At 73.3% G+C, this 17,590-nt stretch carries 12 protein-coding genes and 2 pseudogenes; 7 read left to right on the top strand and 7 right to left on the bottom strand.

Annotated features, from left to right (window positions below):
- The 3 genes from VM95_RS40925 to VM95_RS34590 all read right to left on the bottom strand — a co-directional run.
- Positions 1–285: 2-oxoglutarate dehydrogenase E1 subunit family protein (locus VM95_RS40925; protein ID WP_208615577.1), on the bottom strand; the 285-nt coding region annotated here is incomplete at its 3' end.
- 310 nt (positions 286–595) lie between these two features.
- Positions 596–1,726: a sensor histidine kinase gene (locus tag VM95_RS34595; protein WP_045704552.1), complete on the bottom strand. Its 1,131-nt coding sequence runs from the start codon at positions 1,724–1,726 to the stop codon at positions 596–598.
- A gap of 77 nt (positions 1,727–1,803) precedes the next feature.
- The gene (locus tag VM95_RS34590) at positions 1,804–2,541 is read right to left on the bottom strand and encodes a response regulator transcription factor (protein ID WP_167352983.1); all 738 of its coding nucleotides are present in this window, start codon (positions 2,539–2,541) and stop codon (positions 1,804–1,806) included.
- Positions 2,542–3,110: 569 nt separating this feature from the next.
- Between VM95_RS34590 and VM95_RS34585 the strand changes: the two genes are divergently transcribed.
- The 4 genes and pseudogenes from VM95_RS34585 (at position 3,111) to VM95_RS34570 (ending at position 8,296) form a co-directional block, all read left to right on the top strand.
- The gene (locus tag VM95_RS34585; RefSeq protein ID WP_157882275.1) at positions 3,111–3,893 is read left to right on the top strand and encodes a rhomboid-like protein; all 783 of its coding nucleotides are present in this window, start codon (positions 3,111–3,113) and stop codon (positions 3,891–3,893) included.
- Positions 3,894–4,065: 172 nt separating this feature from the next.
- Positions 4,066–6,462: an endopeptidase La gene (gene lon, locus VM95_RS34580; protein WP_045704550.1), complete on the top strand. Its 2,397-nt coding sequence runs from the start codon at positions 4,066–4,068 to the stop codon at positions 6,460–6,462.
- A gap of 48 nt (positions 6,463–6,510) precedes the next feature.
- Complete coding sequence (locus VM95_RS34575) at positions 6,511–7,047, top strand: GtrA family protein (RefSeq protein ID WP_045704548.1); 537 nt, start codon at positions 6,511–6,513, stop codon at positions 7,045–7,047.
- A 5-nt stretch (positions 7,048–7,052) separates the two neighbouring features.
- Positions 7,053–8,296, top strand: a pseudogene (locus VM95_RS34570) (ROK family transcriptional regulator).
- A gap of 74 nt (positions 8,297–8,370) precedes the next feature.
- Here VM95_RS34570 and VM95_RS34565 read toward each other — a convergent pair.
- Positions 8,371–9,420: an ABC transporter permease gene (locus VM95_RS34565; protein WP_045704546.1), complete on the bottom strand. Its 1,050-nt coding sequence runs from the start codon at positions 9,418–9,420 to the stop codon at positions 8,371–8,373.
- Positions 9,421–9,668: 248 nt separating this feature from the next.
- Here VM95_RS34565 and VM95_RS34560 point away from each other — a divergent pair.
- A pseudogene (locus tag VM95_RS34560) lies at positions 9,669–11,159 on the top strand (MDR family MFS transporter); the annotation flags it as partial.
- 72 nt (positions 11,160–11,231) lie between these two features.
- Here the strand turns inward: VM95_RS34560 and VM95_RS34555 are convergent.
- Together VM95_RS34555 and VM95_RS34550 are read right to left on the bottom strand one after the other, a co-directional pair.
- The gene (locus tag VM95_RS34555) at positions 11,232–11,477 is read right to left on the bottom strand and encodes a hypothetical protein (RefSeq protein WP_045704542.1); all 246 of its coding nucleotides are present in this window, start codon (positions 11,475–11,477) and stop codon (positions 11,232–11,234) included.
- A gap of 19 nt (positions 11,478–11,496) precedes the next feature.
- On the bottom strand, positions 11,497–12,678 hold the full coding sequence (locus tag VM95_RS34550) for an inorganic phosphate transporter (RefSeq protein ID WP_045704541.1): 1,182 nt from the start codon (positions 12,676–12,678) through the stop codon (positions 11,497–11,499).
- 392 nt (positions 12,679–13,070) lie between these two features.
- Between VM95_RS34550 and VM95_RS34545 the strand changes: the two genes are divergently transcribed.
- The gene (locus VM95_RS34545) at positions 13,071–14,591 is read left to right on the top strand and encodes a C40 family peptidase (protein ID WP_052707754.1); all 1,521 of its coding nucleotides are present in this window, start codon (positions 13,071–13,073) and stop codon (positions 14,589–14,591) included.
- A gap of 59 nt (positions 14,592–14,650) precedes the next feature.
- On the opposite strand, the gene VM95_RS34540 is transcribed toward VM95_RS34545, so the two are convergent.
- Positions 14,651–16,936: an FdhF/YdeP family oxidoreductase gene (locus VM95_RS34540; RefSeq protein ID WP_045704540.1), complete on the bottom strand. Its 2,286-nt coding sequence runs from the start codon at positions 16,934–16,936 to the stop codon at positions 14,651–14,653.
- 158 nt (positions 16,937–17,094) lie between these two features.
- On the opposite strand from VM95_RS34540, the gene VM95_RS34535 reads away from it, so the two are divergent.
- Positions 17,095–17,590: serine/threonine-protein kinase (locus VM95_RS34535; protein WP_045704539.1), on the top strand; the 496-nt coding region annotated here is incomplete at its 3' end.

The raw sequence follows: 17,590 nt of genomic DNA, 5'->3' as shown, positions 1-17,590 counted from the left end.
GGCCGGGGCGGCCGGCGCGGCGGGGGCGGGTGCGGCCGGAGCAGCAGCGGCGGGCACGGGGGCAGCGGCAGGGGTCGGCGCGGGGCCGGCCTGGGTCGCGGCCTGGGTCACTGGGGTCACCTCGGTACCGGGCTTGTAGTCGGCGAAAAAGTCCCACCAGGCTCGGTCGACCGAGTTCGGGTCCTGGAGGTACTGCTGGTAGATCTCGTCGACGAGCCACTCATTGGGGCCGAAGCCAGTGGAGCTTGCCGAGCTGTTGGGGGTCTCTGGGGACTGTGGCGACACGGCGGCAACCGCCCTCTTCCGCTTCCTTTTGGGATGTTTGGACAGCGGGGATTAAGGCTACGCCCCTGACCAGTGATCGCGCAGTCCCCGGGCCCCAGGCGTCGCCCAGATCACAGTCCTGACCTGCGATTTGGCCGAAAAACTGCGTTAGAAAGCCGGATCTGAGGGGAAGCGACCGGGCCGCAAATCCGGACGAAACCGGACATAGCTCCGATCGAATGCCCTCACGATCTTCGTATGCGTCTGTGTCGGTTCTGTGACAAACGGAGTGCGGTCGAACCATCTCCGGCCGCTCGCCGTTCGACTCCGCTCAGGGGTGCCCCGGCAGCCGGACCTCGATCCGGCAGCCCTTCGGCGACTCCGCCACCGCGATCCGCCCGCCGTGCAGGTCCACCGCCCAGCGGGCGATGGCCAGGCCCAGCCCGGTGCCGCCGTCCGCGCCCGGCCCGGAGGCCGTCGCGCTGCCGCTGCGGCTGAACCGCTCGAAGACCCGGTCGCGGTCGGCCGCCGGGATGCCCGGGCCCTCGTCCTGGACCTCCAGCAGCAGGCCGCCGTCCTCGCCGTCCGGCCGGGCCCGCACCGTCACGGTGCCGCCGGGCGGGGAGTGCTTGCAGGCGTTGTCGACCAGGTTGGCGACCACCTGGTGGAGCCGTTCCGGGTCCGCCACGCCGGTCAGGCCGGCCGGGCTGACCTCCAGGGCGAGCCGGACGTCGCCGCGCCGGGAGAACGCCCCGCCGGCCGTCGCGCCGTCCACGGTGACGCCGCGCAGCACGCCGTCCAGGAACTCGCGCACCTCGAAGGGGCGCGCGTCCAGGTCGACCACGCCGTCGTCGATCTTGGAGAGGTCCAGCAGGTGGGTGACCAGGCGGCCGAGCCGCTCGGTCTGCTCCAGCGCGGCCTGCAGGGTGGCGGGGTTCGGCTGGACGACGCCGTCCACCACGTTCTCCAGCACGGCGCGCAGCGCGGCGATGGGCGTGCGCAGCTCGTGCGAGACGTTGGCGACGATCTCGCGGCGGTGCTGGTCGGCGGCCTGGAGGTCGGCCGCCATGGCGTTGAAGGCGGCCGCCAGCTCGCCGATCTCGTCGCGCGAGCTCACCTCCACCCGGCGGCTGTAGTCGCCGGAGGCCATCGCGCGGGCGGCGGCCGTCATCTCGCGCAGCGGCGAGGCCAGCCCGTGCGCGAGGAACTGCATGAACAGCAGCGAGGCGATCATGGAGAAGACCATGATGATCCGGATCTGGGTCGCGGACTGGATCGCCACGACCACCATGCCGGTGGCCAGGAAGACGGAGACGATCACCAGCAGGGCGAGTTTGCCCTTGATCGAGCGGACCGGGTCGAGCGGCCGGATGTCGGCCCAGACCCGTCGGGCGGCGCGGGCCGCGAGCGTCTGTGAGCGCCCGGCCTCGGCGTCGCCGTTGCGTTGCTGTGGAAAGGTCATGGATCCCTGTGATCCCCGCTTGCTCGCACGGCGGTGTCGGGACGCGGGCCCCCCGGTGGCCCTCGCCCGAAGCCCGCCTACGAGAGCGGGGCCTCCAGTGCGTATCCGACGCCGTGGACGGTGCGGATCCAGCTGGCGCCGATCTTGCGCCGCAGCGCCTTGACGTGGCTGTCGACGGTGCGGGTGCCGGACGCGTCGGTCCAGTCCCACACCTCGGCCAGCAGCTGCTCGCGGGTGAGCACCGCGCGCGGCTGGGCGGCCAGGCAGGCGAGCAGGTCGAACTCGGTCGGCGTCAGGTGGACGTCGCCCGAGGCGAGCCGCACCCGGCGCTGCACGTGGTCGATCTCCAGTTCGCCGAAGCGCAGGCTGCCGAGCGCGGGCGTGCGGGCCGCCTGCTGGGCGCGCTCGACGCGGCGCAGCAGCACGTTGACCCGGGCCGCGAGCTCGCGCATCGAGAACGGCTTCGTCATGTAGTCGTCCGCACCGACGCCGAGGCCGACCAGCAGGTCCGTCTCGTCGTCGCGGGCGGTCAGCATCAGTACCGGCACCGGCCGCTGGGCCTGGATGCGGCGGCACACCTCCAGGCCGTCGAAGCCGGGCAGCATGATGTCGAGGACGACCAGGTCCGGCTGCCAGGTGTGGAAGCCGTCCACCGCGCCGGGCCCGTCGTGGGCCACGGCGACCTTGAAGCCCTCCGCGCCCAGTCGGGCCGCGATCGACTCGGCGATCGTGGGCTCGTCCTCCACCACCAGCACTCTGCGCTGGCTGCTCACCGTGCCGCCGGTGTTGTGGTGGTCCTGCTGAATTTCTGTCACGGTCACGCCACCGCCCCCAGGGCTGCGGGCCGGCCACCTGTGGGGATGGCGGGGCTCCGCTCGTAGTCTTGTTCCGTCGTGGACTGTGCCGGGTCCGCCGTCCCGCCGCGCGATTCGGGAGCCGTGCGGGCGGATGGTCGCCGCCCGCTGTTCTCCCACGCACTCCGCAGCGTACGGACAGCGGATGCTTTCCGGCAGGTGGACCGGACGTTTCCGGCCCGCGGGCCGGCCTGTCGGACCGCCCGCGGGCCCACCGAGGGGTGGGCACGGGCCGATACCTTACCCGGCGAATTTTCTCTGCGTAACGGTACGTATGCGGTCCAGTTGACGTTGAGTCGCCGGTCAGAGCCGCTACTGACGCGTCAATCAGAACTAGGTCCGGACCAATTCCCGCTATTCGGAGTCTCCGACTCCGGGCAGGTCTTCACGGGCTTTTCCCAGTTGCCTCTCAGAACCTCGACGTAACGTGGTCGCGTCGACACCCGACCAGCGGAATCCTCCGCGCCCGCCGGTACGTTGGGCACTGGCGCGAGGGACTCGGGTGGCTGCGGGCGTGGAGCGGAGGCGGCATGGCGGGACTGCGGCAGGAGGCCGGACGGCAGGGTCCGCCATCGGCGGGCGTGCCGTACGGAATGCTCCGGTACGGCCTGCGCACCGCCGTCCTCGACTGGCTGCTGGAGCGGGTGCCGACGCCCCGGCGCAATCCCTTCACGCTCGGATACCTCGCGGTGGTGGGCCTCACCACGACCTTCGCGAAACTCGCCGACCCGGAACTCGTGCAGCGCCTCCAGGAGGCGTCCAGTTCGGACGGGCACAACCTGCTGCAGCACCCTTTGCGCGCCCTGGTGCTGAGCGGATTCTGGGTGGCCGGCGAGGTCTGGATGCCCTACCTGTGGGGGTTCGCCTTCACCCTGGCGCCGCTGGAGCGCAGGGTCGGGCCGGCCCGGGCGGCCCTGGTGTTCGCGGTCGGGCACGTCACGGCCACGCTGCTCTCGCAGGGCGTGGTGTTCGTCGCGGTGGAGACCGGGCGGATGGACCCGGCGGTGATGGAGCGCCTGGACATCGGGGTCAGCTACGGCGTGCTGGCCTGCCTGGGTGCGGTGTCCGGGCTGCTGTCCCGGCGCGGGCGGGTGCTCGCGCTGGGCGGGGTCGGACTGATGATCGCCGAGCAGATCGCCGCCGAGAAGGACGTGGTCACCGCCGTGGGGCACCCGGCGGCGGTGCTCGCCGGGGTGGCGCTGTGGCGCTGGCTGCGCGGGGTCGAGCGGCGCCGGCCGCGCCGGGAAGCGGCGGCGCGGGCCGCCGGGGTCGCCGCCGGGCCGGGGGCCGCCGGGGTGCCGGCCGCGCGCTGAGAGCGCTCCGCCCGCCCGGACGGCCGGTTTTTGACGGGGGCTCCCCGACGCACGTTCGAGCACCGTTTCCGGGTTCGAAGCGTTCGCTCACGGCGAACAATGTGCCGGGAACATCCACGGGCCGCGAATCCTTAAGTCAGGTCGACTCAAGTTCACTGACTGGGGAGAGATCATGGCATCGACGTCCACACCGCTCACCCTGCCCGTCCTGCCGCTCGACGACGAGGTCGTCCTGCCGGGCATGGTCGTCCCGCTGGACCTGAAGGACACCGAGGTGCGCGCCGCCGTCGAGGCCGCCCGCGCCGCGGCCGCCGGCCCCGGCAAGCCGCAGGTCCTGCTGGTTCCGCGGGTGGACGGCTCGTACGCGGCGGCCGGCACGCTGGCCACCGTCGAGCAGGTCGGCCGGCTGGCCGACGGCGACCCGGCGGCGCTGGTGCGCGCCGTGCGCCGGGTCCGGATCGGGGTCGGCACCACCGGCCCCGGCGCCGCCCTCTGGGTCGAGACCACGCCGTTCAAGGAGTCCTCGGTGGGCACCCCGGTCGCCGGGCGGGCCGCCGAGCTGGTCAAGGAGTACAAGGCGCTGTCCACCCAGTGGCTGCGCAAGCGCGGCGCCTGGCAGATCGTCGACCGGGTCGCGCAGATCGAGGGCGTCGGCGAGCTCGCCGACAACATCGGCTACGCGCCCTTCGCCACCGCCGAGCAGAAGCTCAAGGTGCTGCTGGAGGCCGACCAGGTCGCCCGACTGGAGTACGCGCTCACCCTGCTGCGCGACCACCTCGCCGAGGAGGAGGTCAACGACACCATCCGCAAGGACGTCGAGGAGGGCGTGGCCAAGCAGCAGAAGGAGTTCCTGCTCCGCCGCCAGCTGGAGGCCGTCCGCAAGGAGCTGGCCGAGCTGAACGGCGACCCGGCCGACGAGGAGGGCGACTACCGCGCCCGGGTCGAGGCCGCGGACCTGCCCGAGAAGGTGCGGGAGGCCGCGCTCAAGGAGGTCTCCAAGCTGGAGCGGGCTTCCGACCAGTCGCCGGAGGGCTCCTGGATCCGCACCTGGCTGGACACCGTCCTGGAGCTGCCCTGGAACGAGCGCACCGAGGACGCCTACGACATCGCCGGCGCCCGCGCCGTGCTGGACGCCGACCACGCCGGCCTGGCCGACGTGAAGGAGCGGATCGTCGAGTACCTGGCCGTCCGCAAGCGCCGGGCCGACCAGGGCCTCGGGCTGGTCGGCGGCCGCCGGGGAGGCGCGGTGCTGGCCCTGGTCGGCCCGCCCGGCGTCGGCAAGACCTCGCTCGGCGAGTCGGTGGCCCGCGCCATGGGCCGCACGTTCGTCCGGGTCGCGCTCGGCGGCGTCCGGGACGAGGCGGAGATCCGCGGCCACCGGCGCACCTACGTCGGCGCGCTGCCCGGCCGGCTGGTGCGGGCGATCAAGGAGGCCGGCTCGATGAACCCGGTCGTCCTGCTCGACGAGATCGACAAGGTCGGCTCCGACTACCGGGGCGACCCGGCCGCCGCCCTGCTGGAGGTGCTGGACCCGGCCCAGAACCACACCTTCCGGGACCACTACCTGGAGGTCGAACTCGACCTCTCCGACGTCGTCTTCCTGGCCACCGCCAACGTGCTGGAGGCCATCCCCGAGCCGCTGCTCGACCGGATGGAGCTGGTCCGGCTCGACGGCTACACCGAGGACGAGAAGGTCGTCATCGCCCGCGACCACCTGCTCCCGCGCCAGCTGGAGAAGGCCGGCCTCGGGGGCGAGCAGGTCGGCGTCGACGAGGAGGCGCTGCGCAAGCTCGCCGGGGAGTACACCCGGGAGGCCGGCGTCCGGAACCTGGAGCGCTCGATCGCCCGGGTGCTGCGCAAGATCGCCGCCCAGGCCGAGCTGGGCGAGCGCGAGCTGCCCGCCGCGGTCGGCGCGGCGGACCTGCGCGCCCTGATCGGCCGGCCGCACCACGTGCCGGAGGCCGCCCAGGAGCCCGCCGAGCGGCGCACCGCCGTCCCCGGCGTGGCCACCGGGCTGGCCGTCACCGGCGCCGGCGGCGACGTCCTCTACATCGAGGCCTCGCTCGCCGACGCCGAGACCGGCGGCACCGGGCTCACCCTCACCGGGCAGCTGGGCGACGTGATGAAGGAGTCCGCGCACATCGCGCTCTCCTACCTGCGTTCGCGCGGAGCCGAACTGGAGCTGCCGGTCACCTCGCTGCGCGACCGCGGCGTGCACCTGCACGTCCCGGCCGGGGCCGTCCCCAAGGACGGGCCGAGCGCCGGCATCACCATGACCACGGCGCTGGCCTCGCTGCTCTCCGGCCGCAAGGTCCGCACCGACGTGGCGATGACCGGCGAGGTGTCGCTCACCGGGCGGGTGCTGCCGATCGGCGGGGTGAAGCAGAAGCTGCTCGCCGCCGACCGGGCCGGCGTCACCACGGTGATCATCCCCAAGCGCAACGAGGCCGACCTGGACGACGTCCCGGCCGAGGTGCTGGAGCGGCTCACCGTCCACCCGGTGGCGGACGTGCGGGAGGTGCTGGAGCTGGCGCTGGAGCCGGCCGAGGTGCTGGTCGCGGCGGCCTGAGCCACCGGCCGGGAGGCCGACGGCACCTCCGCGTGTGACACTGCGGAGGTGCCGTCCCCCACGCAGCGCGCCCTGGCCCGGGTGCCGGAGCGGCTCCGCCCGGCCCTGGTGCGGCACCGCCGACTGGTGAAGTTCCTGCTGGTCGGCGGCTTCTGCTTCGCGCTCACCCTGGTGATCGACTTCGAGCTGAAGTTCACCGTGCTGGAGCACAAGCCGGTGATCGCGCTGACCGTGGCCACCGTGATCGGCACGGTGGTCTCGTACGTGCTGAACCGGCGGTGGGCCTTCCGGGCCTGCGGGCGCCGCCGCGAGCCGCTGCTGTTCGCGCTGGTCAGCGCGGTGGCCGTCGCCGTCAACGACCTGCCGCTGGCCGTCTCCCGCTACCTGCTGGACCTGCGCGAGCCGTACGTCGGGCCGTTCGCCCAGGAGGTCGCCGACTTCCTCAGCGGCATGGTGGTCGGCACCTTCGTCGCCATGCTGTTCCGGTTCTGGGCGATCCAGCGCTGGGTCTTCACCGGCACGCCGACCGGCACCGACGCCGGTTACCCTGCACCCGAGGTGCCCAGTCGGAGAACCACGAGGTGAGCGCGATGCGCGGGGAACCGGACGGCTTCCGGGCCGGGCCCGCCAGCCAGCAGGGGATGCGCCGGGCCAACCTGGCGCTGGTGCTCGGCGTGATCGCCCGCGCCCCGCGCTCACGCGCCGAGGTCGCCGCCGAGACCGGGCTGACCAGGGCCGCGGTCTCCTCCCTCGCCGAGCGGCTGATCGCCGCGGGCCTGGTCGTCGAGGAGGGCCCGGCCGCGCCCAGCGGCAGGGTCGGCCGCCCCGGCACCGCGCTCGGGCTCAACCCGCACGGCCCCGCCGGGCTCGGCGCCGAGATCGGCGTGCGGCACCTCGGCGCCTGCGTGGTCGACCTGCGCGGCGAGGTCCGCGCCTGGCGCCGCCTGGAGATCCGCAACCAGGGCCGCCGGCCCGCCGCCGTCATGGCCGACCTCGCCGACCTGCTGCACGCGGCCGCCGCCGAGGCCGGCCTGCGCCCGCCGGACTGACCCTCGCCGTGCCCGGCCTGGTCGGCGCGGACGGGGTGCTGCAGCGGGCCGCGAACCTCGGCTGGCAGGACGTCCCGCTGGCCGCCGAACTGCGCCCGGCCCTGCGCGCGGCCGGCGACGACCTGGCCGAACTGCCGGTCGGCGCGGACAACGAGGCCAACCTCGGCGGGCTCGCCGAACGCTGGCTGGGCGCGGGCCCGGAGGACTTCCTGTACGTCTCCGCCGAGGCCGGGGTCGGCGCCGCGATCGTGGTCGGCGGCCGGCTGCTGCGCGGGGCACGCGGCTACGCGGGCGAGTTCGGCCACGTGCCGGTGCACCCGGACGGTCTCCGCTGCGCCTGCGGCGCGCGCGGCTGCCTGGAGCAGTACGCCGGCGAGGCCGCGGTGCTGCGGGCGGCCCGGCTGACCGGCGCCCGCGGCGACTGGGTCGCGCTGCTCGCCGAACGGGCGACGGCCGGGGACACCGCGGCCCGCATGGCGCTGGCCGGGGCCGCCCGGGCGCTGGGCATCGCCGCCGCCGGGGCGGTCAACCTGCTGGACCCGGCCGAGGTGGTGCTGGGCGGCGGCTACGCCGAGCTGGCGCCCTGGCTGCTGCCGGCCCTGCGGGCCGAGCTGGCCGCCCGGGTGACGGTCCGGCCGTGGGCGGAGGAACGGCTGACGGTCGCCCGCCTGGGCCGGCGCGGGCCGCTGCTGGGGGCCGCGGTGGGGGTGGTGCGGGCGATCGTCGCCGATCCGGGGCCGCTGGCGGCGCCCGGGCCGGGGGAGGGCTGGACGGGCCCCGGATAGGCCGGGCCCCCGGGCCCTGGACAGGCCGGGCCCCCGGACCCTGGTGGGGCCGGGGGCTCGGGCGAGCACGGGGCTCAGGCTGCCGCGGCGGTCTCCCTGACCAGCTCGCGGCCGCCGGAGCGCGGGCCGCGCAGCACGGCCAGCACGGCGACGCCGATGCCGATCAGCGCCCAGACCACGAGCACCAGGATCGGCATGCCCAGGTGGGTGGAGCCGAAGTAGGCGATCGACTTGGTGGCGCTGGTGCCCGCGCCGTTCGGGAGCAGCGAGCCGATCGCCCGCCAGAACGGCGGCATCATCGGGGCCGGGTAGACGCCGCCTGCGCTCGGGTTGCCCAGCACCACGAAGATCAGCACCGCGATGCCGATGCCGAGGATGTCGAACAGGCACTGCAGCGCCATGGTGAAGGCGCCGACCGTGAACACCACCAGGGCGCCGATCGCGGTCAGGGACAGGACCGAGCCGGGCAGCGCGTCCAGCACCGGACCGGCGATGACCGTGCCGCCGAGGCCGGCGACCACCGAGTACAGCGCCAGGGCGCCGAGGCGGATCAGCAGGCGGTTGACGTTGGCGGGCTTGGAGCCGGCGCTGATGCCGAGGATCGAGGCGACCAGGTAGCCGCCGACGCACCAGCCGATGACCAGGTAGAACGAGGAGAGGCCGTTGGTGTCGCCCTTGGCCAGCGGCAGGACATCCTGGACCGCGACGGTGCGGCCCTGGGCCTTGTCCAGCGCGGTGGTGATGCTCTCGGCGGCCTTGGCGGCGGAGGTGCCGCGGGCGTTGCCGACCAGCAGGGTGTCCTCGGTGCCGTTCGGGTTCAGGACCAGCGCCGCGTAGATCTTCTGGTCCTTGATCTGCTGGGTCGCCGTCTCGGCGTCCGGCGCGGTGACGGCCTTGACGGCTTCGCCCGGCACGCCCTCCAGCGCGGCCACCAGCTTGGGCGTGGCCTGCGGCGGGGCGACCACCGCGATGGACAGCTTGTGCGGGGTCGGGTGGTGCAGCGCCCCCACGTACGAGGTGATGAAGCCGAGCTGCAGCAGCAGCACGCCGATCACGAGCAGTGCCGCGCGCGGGGTGACCGCGCTCTTCAGTTCGGCGACGAAACCCTGCCCCGGGGCTGCCATCCACATCTCCTTGCGTATCGGGGGAAAACGGATACTTAATACCATGAAGTAGTTCGCTTGTCGCACTCCCGCGCGCCGGATCCGGCCACTCCTCCGGCATCGACCCGGCTTTACTTGGCCTTGAGGAAAGTTGCCTAAGTCAACCATTCGGGCATATGGTTGCGTTAGACAACGAATTTCTAAGGACTCGGATGACCGTGACCACTGAGGCCCCGACCGGCACCCCCGCAGCCGCCGACGACCGACCGATGACCCACCGGCAGGTGATGGAGGCGCTGTCCGGACTGCTGCTCGGCACCTTCGTGGCCGTGCTCTCGTCCACCGTCGTCTCCAACGCCCTGCCGCACATCCTCACCGACCTGCACGGCGGCCAGTCCGCGTACACCTGGGTGATCACCGCCGCCCTGCTCACGCTGACCGCCTCCACCCCGATCTGGGGCAAGCTCTCCGACCTCGCCAGCAAGAAGCTGCTGCTGCAGATCGGCCTGGCGATCTACATCGGCGCCTCCGCGCTGGCCGGCCTCTCCCAGAACACCGGCGAGCTGATCGCCTGCCGCGCCCTGCAGGGCATCGGCGCCGGCGGTGTCGTCGCGCTCGGCCAGATCTGCCTGGCCGCGATGGTCCCGCCGCGCGAGCGCGGCCGCTACAGCGGATACTTCGGCGCGGTCTTCGCCCTCGCCACCATCGGCGGCCCGCTCATCGGCGGCGTCATCGTGGACACCTCCTGGCTGGGCTGGCGCTGGTGCTTCTACGTCGGCATCCCGTTCGCGATCGCCGCGATCCTGGTCGTCCAGCGCACCCTGAAGCTGCCGGTGGTCAAGCGCAAGGTGAAGATCGACTACCTGGGCGCGCTGACCATCACCGGCGCCGTCAGCCTGCTGATGATCTGGATCACCCTGGCCGGAAAGAACTACGCCTGGCTGTCCTGGCAGACCGCCGCGATGGTCGGCGGCGGCCTGCTGCTGGGCGCGCTGGCCGTCGTGGTCGAGCGCCGCGCCGCCGAGCCGGTCATCCCGCCGGACCTCTTCCGGCACCGCACCGTCGCCCTGGCCGCGCTGGCCAGCGTGCTGGTCGGCGTGGGGATGTACGGCGCGACCACCTTCCTCGGCCAGTACTTCCAGCTGGCCAAGGACAAGTCCCCGACCATGGCCGGCCTGATGACCCTGCCGATGATCCTCGGCCTGGCGCTGTCCTCCACCGTCGCGGGCCGGCTGATCACCAAGTACGGCCGGTGGAAGGCCTACCTGGTCTCCGGCACCGCGCTGCTCGCGATCGGCTTCGGGCTGCTGGGCACCGTGCGGGTCGACACCGACTACACCCTGCTGTCCGTCTACATGGCGGTCACCGGCGTCGGCCTGGGCCTGACCATGCAGAACCTGGTGCTCGCGGTGCAGAACACCGTGCCGCGCCACGAGCTCGGCGCGGCCAGCTCGGTGGTCACCTTCTTCCGCACCATGGGCGGCGCGATGGGCGTCTCCGCGCTCGGCGCGCTGATGAACAACAAGGTGACGCACTACCTGGCGGAGAACCTGGCGGCCGCGCACGTCCCGGCCGGGCGCGCGGCCGGCGGCGGGGGCATCCCGGACCTGCACAAGCTGCCCGCGCCGATCGTCCCGCTGGTCACGGACGCCTTCGGCCACGGCGTCGGCATGGTGTTCCTGTTCGCGGCGCCGTTCGCGCTGCTGGCCTTCGTCACGGTCCTGTTCATCCGCGAGACCGCGCTGCGGACCAGCCAGGGCTGAGCTTCCGCGACGCGAACGGGCCGGGGAGTGCGGTGTGCACTCCCCGGCCCGTTCGGGTGTTCCGGTCCGTTACGGCGCGGCGATCAGCACCAGGCCGTAGACCACGGCCGCCGCGCACAGGGCGAAGCAGGCGTACGCGCCGGCCAGCAGGGCGGGCTTGGCGGCGCCCCCGGCGCCGTCGCCCTCGCGGGCGCTCAGTGCGGCCTCGCGGCGGGACAGGGCCAGGATGCCGAGCGCGAAGACCGCGACCACGGTGACGGTGATGCCGAAGCTGAAGCCGGCGGTCTGGGCGAGGGCGTTCCACTTGATGTGCATGTGAGGGCTCCTCGGCCGATCAGGCCGCGACCGTGGTCGAGGCGGGGGTGGGGTTCGCGGGGGCGGCGGCGGGGGTCAGCTCGACCGGGGTGACCTCGGCGACGTCGTTGACGTTGTCCGCGCCGACCGGCTGGCGGCGGGAGATCAGCCACATCGTGGCCGAGCCGGCCACCAGCGCGGCGCCGACCAGGACGACGCCCCAGGTGCCCTGCTGGGCCAGCAGCGCGGCGCCGCCGGAGACCAGGCCGGCGGCCGGCAGGGTCAGGCCCCAGGTGTAGACCATGCGGCGGACCATGCTCCAGCGCAGCTCCGGCTTCGGGCCGCCGAGGCCGGCGCCCATGATGCCGCCGGTGCAGACCTGGGTGGTGGAGAGGCCGAAGCCCATGTGCGAGGAGGTCAGGATGACGGTCGAGACGGCCGACTCGGAGGCGAAGCCCTGCAGCGGCTTGATGTCCGCCAGGCCCTTGCCCATCGAGCGGATGATCCGCCAGCCGCCCATGTAGGTGCCGAGCGCGATCGCGGCGCCCGCCGAGACGATCACCCAGGTGGGGGGCAGCGCGCCGTGCGGCAGGGCGCCGACCGAGACCAGGGTCAGGGTGATGATGCCCATCGTCTTCTGGGCGTCGTTGGTGCCGTGCGCGAGCGAGATCAGCGAGGAGGAGACGACCTGGCCGGTCTTGAAGCCCTTGTCGGTGACCGCCGGGTTGCCCTTGCGGGTGATCGCGTAGGCCAGCTTGGTGGCGCCCCAGGAGGCGAGGCCGGCGACGAGCGGGGAGGCGACCGCCGGGATGATGATCTTGGTGACCACGGTGTCGAAGTTGACCCCGTTCATGCCGACGCCGACGATCGTGGCGCCGATCAGGCCGCCGTACAGCGCGTGCGACGAGCTGGACGGCAGGCCGCGCAGCCAGGTCAGCAGGTTCCAGAGGATCGCACCGGCCAGTGCCGCGAAGATGATCTCTGGGTGGACGCCGGCCTTCTCGTTGACGATGCCACCGGAGATGGTGGTCGCGACCTTCACGGACAGGAACGCGCCCGCGAAGTTGAGCAGGGCCGCGATGGTGACCGCGACCTTCGGACGGAGGGCCCCGGTCGCGATCGCGGTGGCGGACGCGTTGGCGGTGTCGTGGAACCCGTTGGTGAAGTCGAAGGCGAGCGCCGTGATGATCACAACGGCTACCAGGAACGAGATGTGTTCCATACCCAAACAATCGTCGTAGTTGTCGCACGGACGTTGGTGTCGTCGTGACGGTAGGTCTGCTGGGTGAACGGAAGGTGAACTAGGACGGGAATCGTGGTTCCCATGGTTGCCCGAGGATGTCCGGGGGCTTTCGCAGGGGTGTCCATGGGCGTGTTGAGCTGGAGTTTGTCGGGAAACCTCCGGATTCGATCAGGTTTGCTGAGAGTTGTCTCACACTTCGAACGGAGATTTAACCCGGCGGTCGGTGTGCGCCCTGTTTCCGGCGAGTAACCCGTGGGAGGATCTGCGGCAACCGGGGATCCCGGGGGAGGCAGAAGGTCGGGGCCGGGGAGGACCAACCCATGGGCGGGGCTGCGGAAGTCAGAGCTGCGCGGGACGCGGGATCGACGGGCGTGCGCCCCTGGGTGCGGGCGGCGCTGCGCTGCGGAGCGGCCCTCGCCGCCGCCGCACTCGCCCTCCCCCTGGGCGCCCAGGGTGCCTGGGCCGCCCCCGACCCGGGCGGGTCCGTCACCGCCCAGGACCCGCTGGCCGCCGCCAAGGCCACCGTCGGCCCGATGCTCGACCGGCTGCACGAGCTCTACCAGAACGCCGAGAAGGCCACCGAGCAGTACAACGGCGCCGTCGCCAAGGTCGCCGAGCAGCAGACCGCGCTCACCGACCTCCAGGGCAGGCTCGACCGCCAGCAGAAGCAGGTCGACGCCGGCACCGACCTCGCGTCCCAGCTGGCCGCCGCCCAGTACCGCAACGGCAGCGCCTCCGCCTACGCCGAGCTCCTGCTCTCCAAGGACCCGTACGAGGCGGTCACCATCGCCGAACTGCTCCGGGCGGCCAGCCGCTCGCAGTCGGAGTTCCTGGACAAGCTCAAGGGCGACCGCGACGCCCTCGACGGGCTGAAGAAGCAGACCGAGGAGGCGCTGAACACCTCCAGGGCGCTGGTCACCCAGCAGGACGCCGCCAAGGCCAAGGCCGCCGCCGACCTCGCCGCCGTCGAGACGATGGTCTCCTCGCTCACCGGCGCGCAGCGCAACGAGCTGGAGCAGCTGGAGAAGGCCAAGGCCGACGAGGCCCAGCTGGCCTTCCTCGCCTCCGGCGCGCTCGGCAAGGGGGAGCGCACGCCCTCGGTCCAGGGGCGCGCGGCCGTCGCCTTCGCGCTCGCGCAGCTCGGCAAGCCGTACCTGTGGGGCGGCATCGGCCCGGACTCGTACGACTGCTCCGGCCTCACCTCGCAGGCCTGGCTGCACGCCGGCCGGCCGATCCCGCGCACCAGCCAGGAGCAGTGGGCGCAGCTGCCGCACGTCCCGCTGAACCAGCTGCGGCCCGGTGACCTGGTCGTCTACTTCCAGGACGCCTCGCACGTCGGGATGTACATCGGCGGCGGGCTGATCGTGCAGGCCCCGCGGCCCGGGGCGTACATCAAGGTGTCGCCGATCGGCTCGATGGCGATCCTCGGAGCCGTCCGGCCGGACCCGGACGGCGCGGCGGACGACGCGGGCGGCGCCTGGAAGGTGCCGGACCTGCCTTCCGGCTGGGACAGCGTCACGCCGATCGCGCCCAGCCCGGCGACTCCGGTGACCCCGGCGGCCCCCGCCCCGGGCCAGCCCGCGACCGGCACCCCGACCGCCCCCGGCACGCCCACCGGAACGCCGACCACCGGGACGCCGTCCGGTACGCCGACCGGCACGCCGAGCGTGCCGGGCACGCCCACCGGCACGCCGTCCGGCACCGGAACCCCGACCCCGACCGGGACGCCCACCGGCACGCCGTCCGGCACCGGCACGCCCTCCGGGACGGGGACGCCGGCCACGCCGACCCCGACCGGCACCGGCACGCCGGGGACGCCGAGCGGCACCGGGGCGGCTTCGGCCCCGGGCAGCGCCACCGCGACGCTGCCGCTGGGCACGCCGACGAAGTAGCCCGGAACGACGGGAAGGCCGCCCCCGGTGCCGGGGGCGGCCTTCCCGCGTTCGCGGCGCTACGCGACCGGGCCGGAGTCGGGCTCGAAGCGGACGACGACGGCCTTGGAGGTGGGCGTGTTGCTGATGTCGGCGGTGGAGTCCAGCGGCACCAGCACGTTGGTCTCCGGGTAGTAGGCCGCCGCGCCGCCGCGGGCGACGGGGTAGTGGACGACCCGGAAGTGCGGCGCGCGGCGCTCGCTGCCGTCCGTCCACTCGCTGACCAGGTCGGTGTACCCGCCCTCGGTGAGGCCGAGTTCGGCGGCGTCGGCCGGGTTGACCAGGACCACCCGGCGGCCGCCCTTGATGCCGCGGTAGCGGTCGTCGAGCCCGTAGATGGTGGTGTTGTACTGGTCGTGCGAGCGCAGCGTCTGCAGCAGCAGGCGGCCCGGCGGGACCTCCGGGGCGGTCAGCGGGTTGACCGTGAAGTTGGCCTTGCCGGTCGCGGTGGGGAAGGTGCGGGAGTCGCGCGGGCCGTGCGGGAGGGTGAAGCCGCCGGGGCGGTGGAGCTTGGTGTTGTAGTCCTCGAAGCCGGGGACGACGCGGGCGATCCGGTCCCGCAGGGTGTCGTAGTCGGCCGCGAACTCCGCCCACGGCACGGAGTCCTCCGGCCCGAAGACCGCCTGGGCGACGCGGCAGACGATGGCGGTCTCGGAGAGCAGGTCGTCGGCGGGCGGGCGCAGCCGGCCGCGCGAGGCGTGCACCTGGCCCATCGAGTCCTCGACGCTGACGAACTGGTCGCCGGCCGCGGTGGTGTCCCGGTCGGTGCGGCCCAGGGTGGGCAGGATCAGCGCGCGGGCGCCGGTGACCAGGTGCGAGCGGTTGAGCTTGGTGGAGACGTGGACGGTCAGCCGGCAGCGGCGCATCGCCGCCTCGGTGACCTCGGTGTCCGGGGTGGCCGCGACGAAGTTGCCGCCCATCGCGAGGAACACCTTGACCCGGCCGTCCCGCATCGCGCGGATGGTGTCCACCGCGTCGTGGCCGTGCTCGCGCGGCGGCTCGAAGTCGAACTCGGCGCCCAGCGCGTCCAGGAAGGCGGCGCTGGGCCGCTCGAAGATGCCCATCGTCCGGTCGCCCTGGACGTTGCTGTGCCCGCGCACCGGGCAGACCCCGGCGCCGGGGCGGCCGACGTTGCCGCGCAGCAGCAGGAAGTTGACCACCTCGCGGATGGTCGGCACCGAGTGCTTGTGCTGGGTGAGGCCCATCGCCCAGCAGACGATGACCTTCCGCGAGGCGAGGACCAGCCGGCCCAGCTCCTCGATCTGCTCCCAGGGCAGGCCGGTCGCGGCCAGCACCTCGTCGCGGTCGGTCTTCAGCGCCTGCGCCTCGAACTCCTCGAAGCCGTGGCAGTGTTCGGCGACGAAGGCGCGGTCGACGCCGTCCTGCTCCAGGATCATCCGGTTGACGGCGCGGAACAGCGCCAGGTCCCCGCCGAGGCGGATCTGCAGGAACAGGTCGGTCAGCTTGGTGCCGTTGCCGACCACGCCGCGGACGTTCTGCGGGTTCTTGAACCGCTCCAGGCCCGCCTCCGGCAGCGGGTTCACGCTGACGATGGTGGCGCCGGCCCGCTTGGCGCGCTCCAGGGCGGCGAGCATCCGGGGGTGGTTGGTGCCCGGGTTCTGGCCGGCCACGATGATCAGGTCGGCCTGGTAGAGGTCCTGCAGGCTGACGCTGCCCTTGCCGACGCCGAGCGTCTCGGTGAGCGCCGAACCGGACGACTCGTGGCACATGTTGGAGCAGTCCGGCAGGTTGTTGGTGCCCAGCCGGCGGGCGAACAGCTGGTAGGCGAACGCGGCCTCGTTGCTGGTGCGGCCCGAGGTGTAGAAGGCGGCGGCGTCCGGGGTGTCCAGGGCACGCAGCTCCTCGGCGATCAGCGCGAAGGCGTCGTCCCAGGAGACCGGGGTGTAGTGGGTGGCGCCCTCGTCGAGCAGCATCGGCTGGGTGAGCCGGCCCTGCTGGCCGAGCCAGTAGCCGGAGCGCTCGGCCAGCTCGGCGACGGGGTGGGCGGCGAAGAACTCGGCCCGGATGCGGCGCTCGGTCGCCTCCTCGGCGACGGCCTTGGCGCCGTTCTCGCAGAACTCGACGGCGTGCGGCTTGTCCGGCTCGGGCCAGGCGCAGCCGGGGCAGTCGAAGCCGGTGTGCTGGTTCACCTTGAGCAGGGTGGAGACGGCGCGGCGGGCGCCCATCTGCTCGGCGGCCATCCGTACCGTGTGGCCGACCGCGGGCAGGCCGACGGCCGAGTGCTTGGGCGCGGACACCTCGGGGGCGTCCTGCGCCGGGTCGCTCTGCGGGGCCTGCTTGGCCATGACTGCGCTCCTCGGGCTCTGCCGGGCCCGCCGCGTCGTTACGGGGGCTCGCTGCCCATCCTTCCACTTGGCCCCCTGCCGGGGGAGGGGCGGCCGCGGGCGCCGGTGGAGCGGGCGTCGGTAGAGTCGGTGCGTCACAGCGGATGGGGGAGCGGCGCATGCGAGTCGGTGACGTCCTCGACGGTCGGTACGAACTGCGGGAGAAGCTGGGCCAGGGCGGCTTCGGGGTGGTCTGGCGGGCCCAGGACACCCGGATGCTGCGGCCGGTGGCGGTCAAGGTCATCGGGCACCACGGCGGGGACCAGGCCAAGGCGGCGCTGCGGTTCGTCCGGGAGGCCTGCGCGGCGGGCAACCTGTCCCACCCGCACATCGTCACGGTGCACGACCTCGGGCAGTGCGAACTCGGGGACCAGCAGGTCACCTTCCTGGTGATGGAGCTGCTCAGCGGGCGCACCCTGACCGCGGTGCTGCGGGGCGGCGTGCCCGAGCCCGCGCTCAGCCTGCGCTGGGGGCGGGAGATCTGCGGGGCGCTCGCCGCCGCGCACGACGCGGGCATGGTGCACCGCGACATCAAGCCCGACAACATCATGATCACCGAGGCCGGGCAGCTGAAGGTGCTGGACTTCGGCATCGCGCAGCTGGACACCGGCGCGG

The organism is Streptomyces rubellomurinus (assembly GCF_000961885.1).
GTDB classification, from domain to species: Bacteria; Actinomycetota; Actinomycetes; order Streptomycetales; family Streptomycetaceae; genus Kitasatospora; species Kitasatospora rubellomurina.
Note: the sequence above shows the minus strand (reverse complement) of the source record. Positions and strands in the feature narration are given on the sequence as shown.

What these genes read in the sequence shown, in the direction of transcription:
- VM95_RS34595 (WP_045704552.1), bottom strand. Translation starts at nt 1,726, where the DNA reads ATGACCTTTCCACAGCAACGCAACGGCGACGCCGAGGCCGGGCGCTCA.
- VM95_RS34585 (WP_157882275.1), top strand. Translation starts at nt 3,111, where the DNA reads ATGGCGGGACTGCGGCAGGAGGCCGGACGGCAGGGTCCGCCATCGGCG.
- lon (WP_045704550.1), top strand. Translation starts at nt 4,066, where the DNA reads ATGGCATCGACGTCCACACCGCTCACCCTGCCCGTCCTGCCGCTCGAC.
- VM95_RS34565 (WP_045704546.1), bottom strand. Translation starts at nt 9,420, where the DNA reads ATGGCAGCCCCGGGGCAGGGTTTCGTCGCCGAACTGAAGAGCGCGGTC.
- VM95_RS34555 (WP_045704542.1), bottom strand. Translation starts at nt 11,477, where the DNA reads ATGCACATCAAGTGGAACGCCCTCGCCCAGACCGCCGGCTTCAGCTTC.
- VM95_RS34550 (WP_045704541.1), bottom strand. Translation starts at nt 12,678, where the DNA reads ATGGAACACATCTCGTTCCTGGTAGCCGTTGTGATCATCACGGCGCTC.
- VM95_RS34540 (WP_045704540.1), bottom strand. Translation starts at nt 16,936, where the DNA reads ATGGCCAAGCAGGCCCCGCAGAGCGACCCGGCGCAGGACGCCCCCGAG.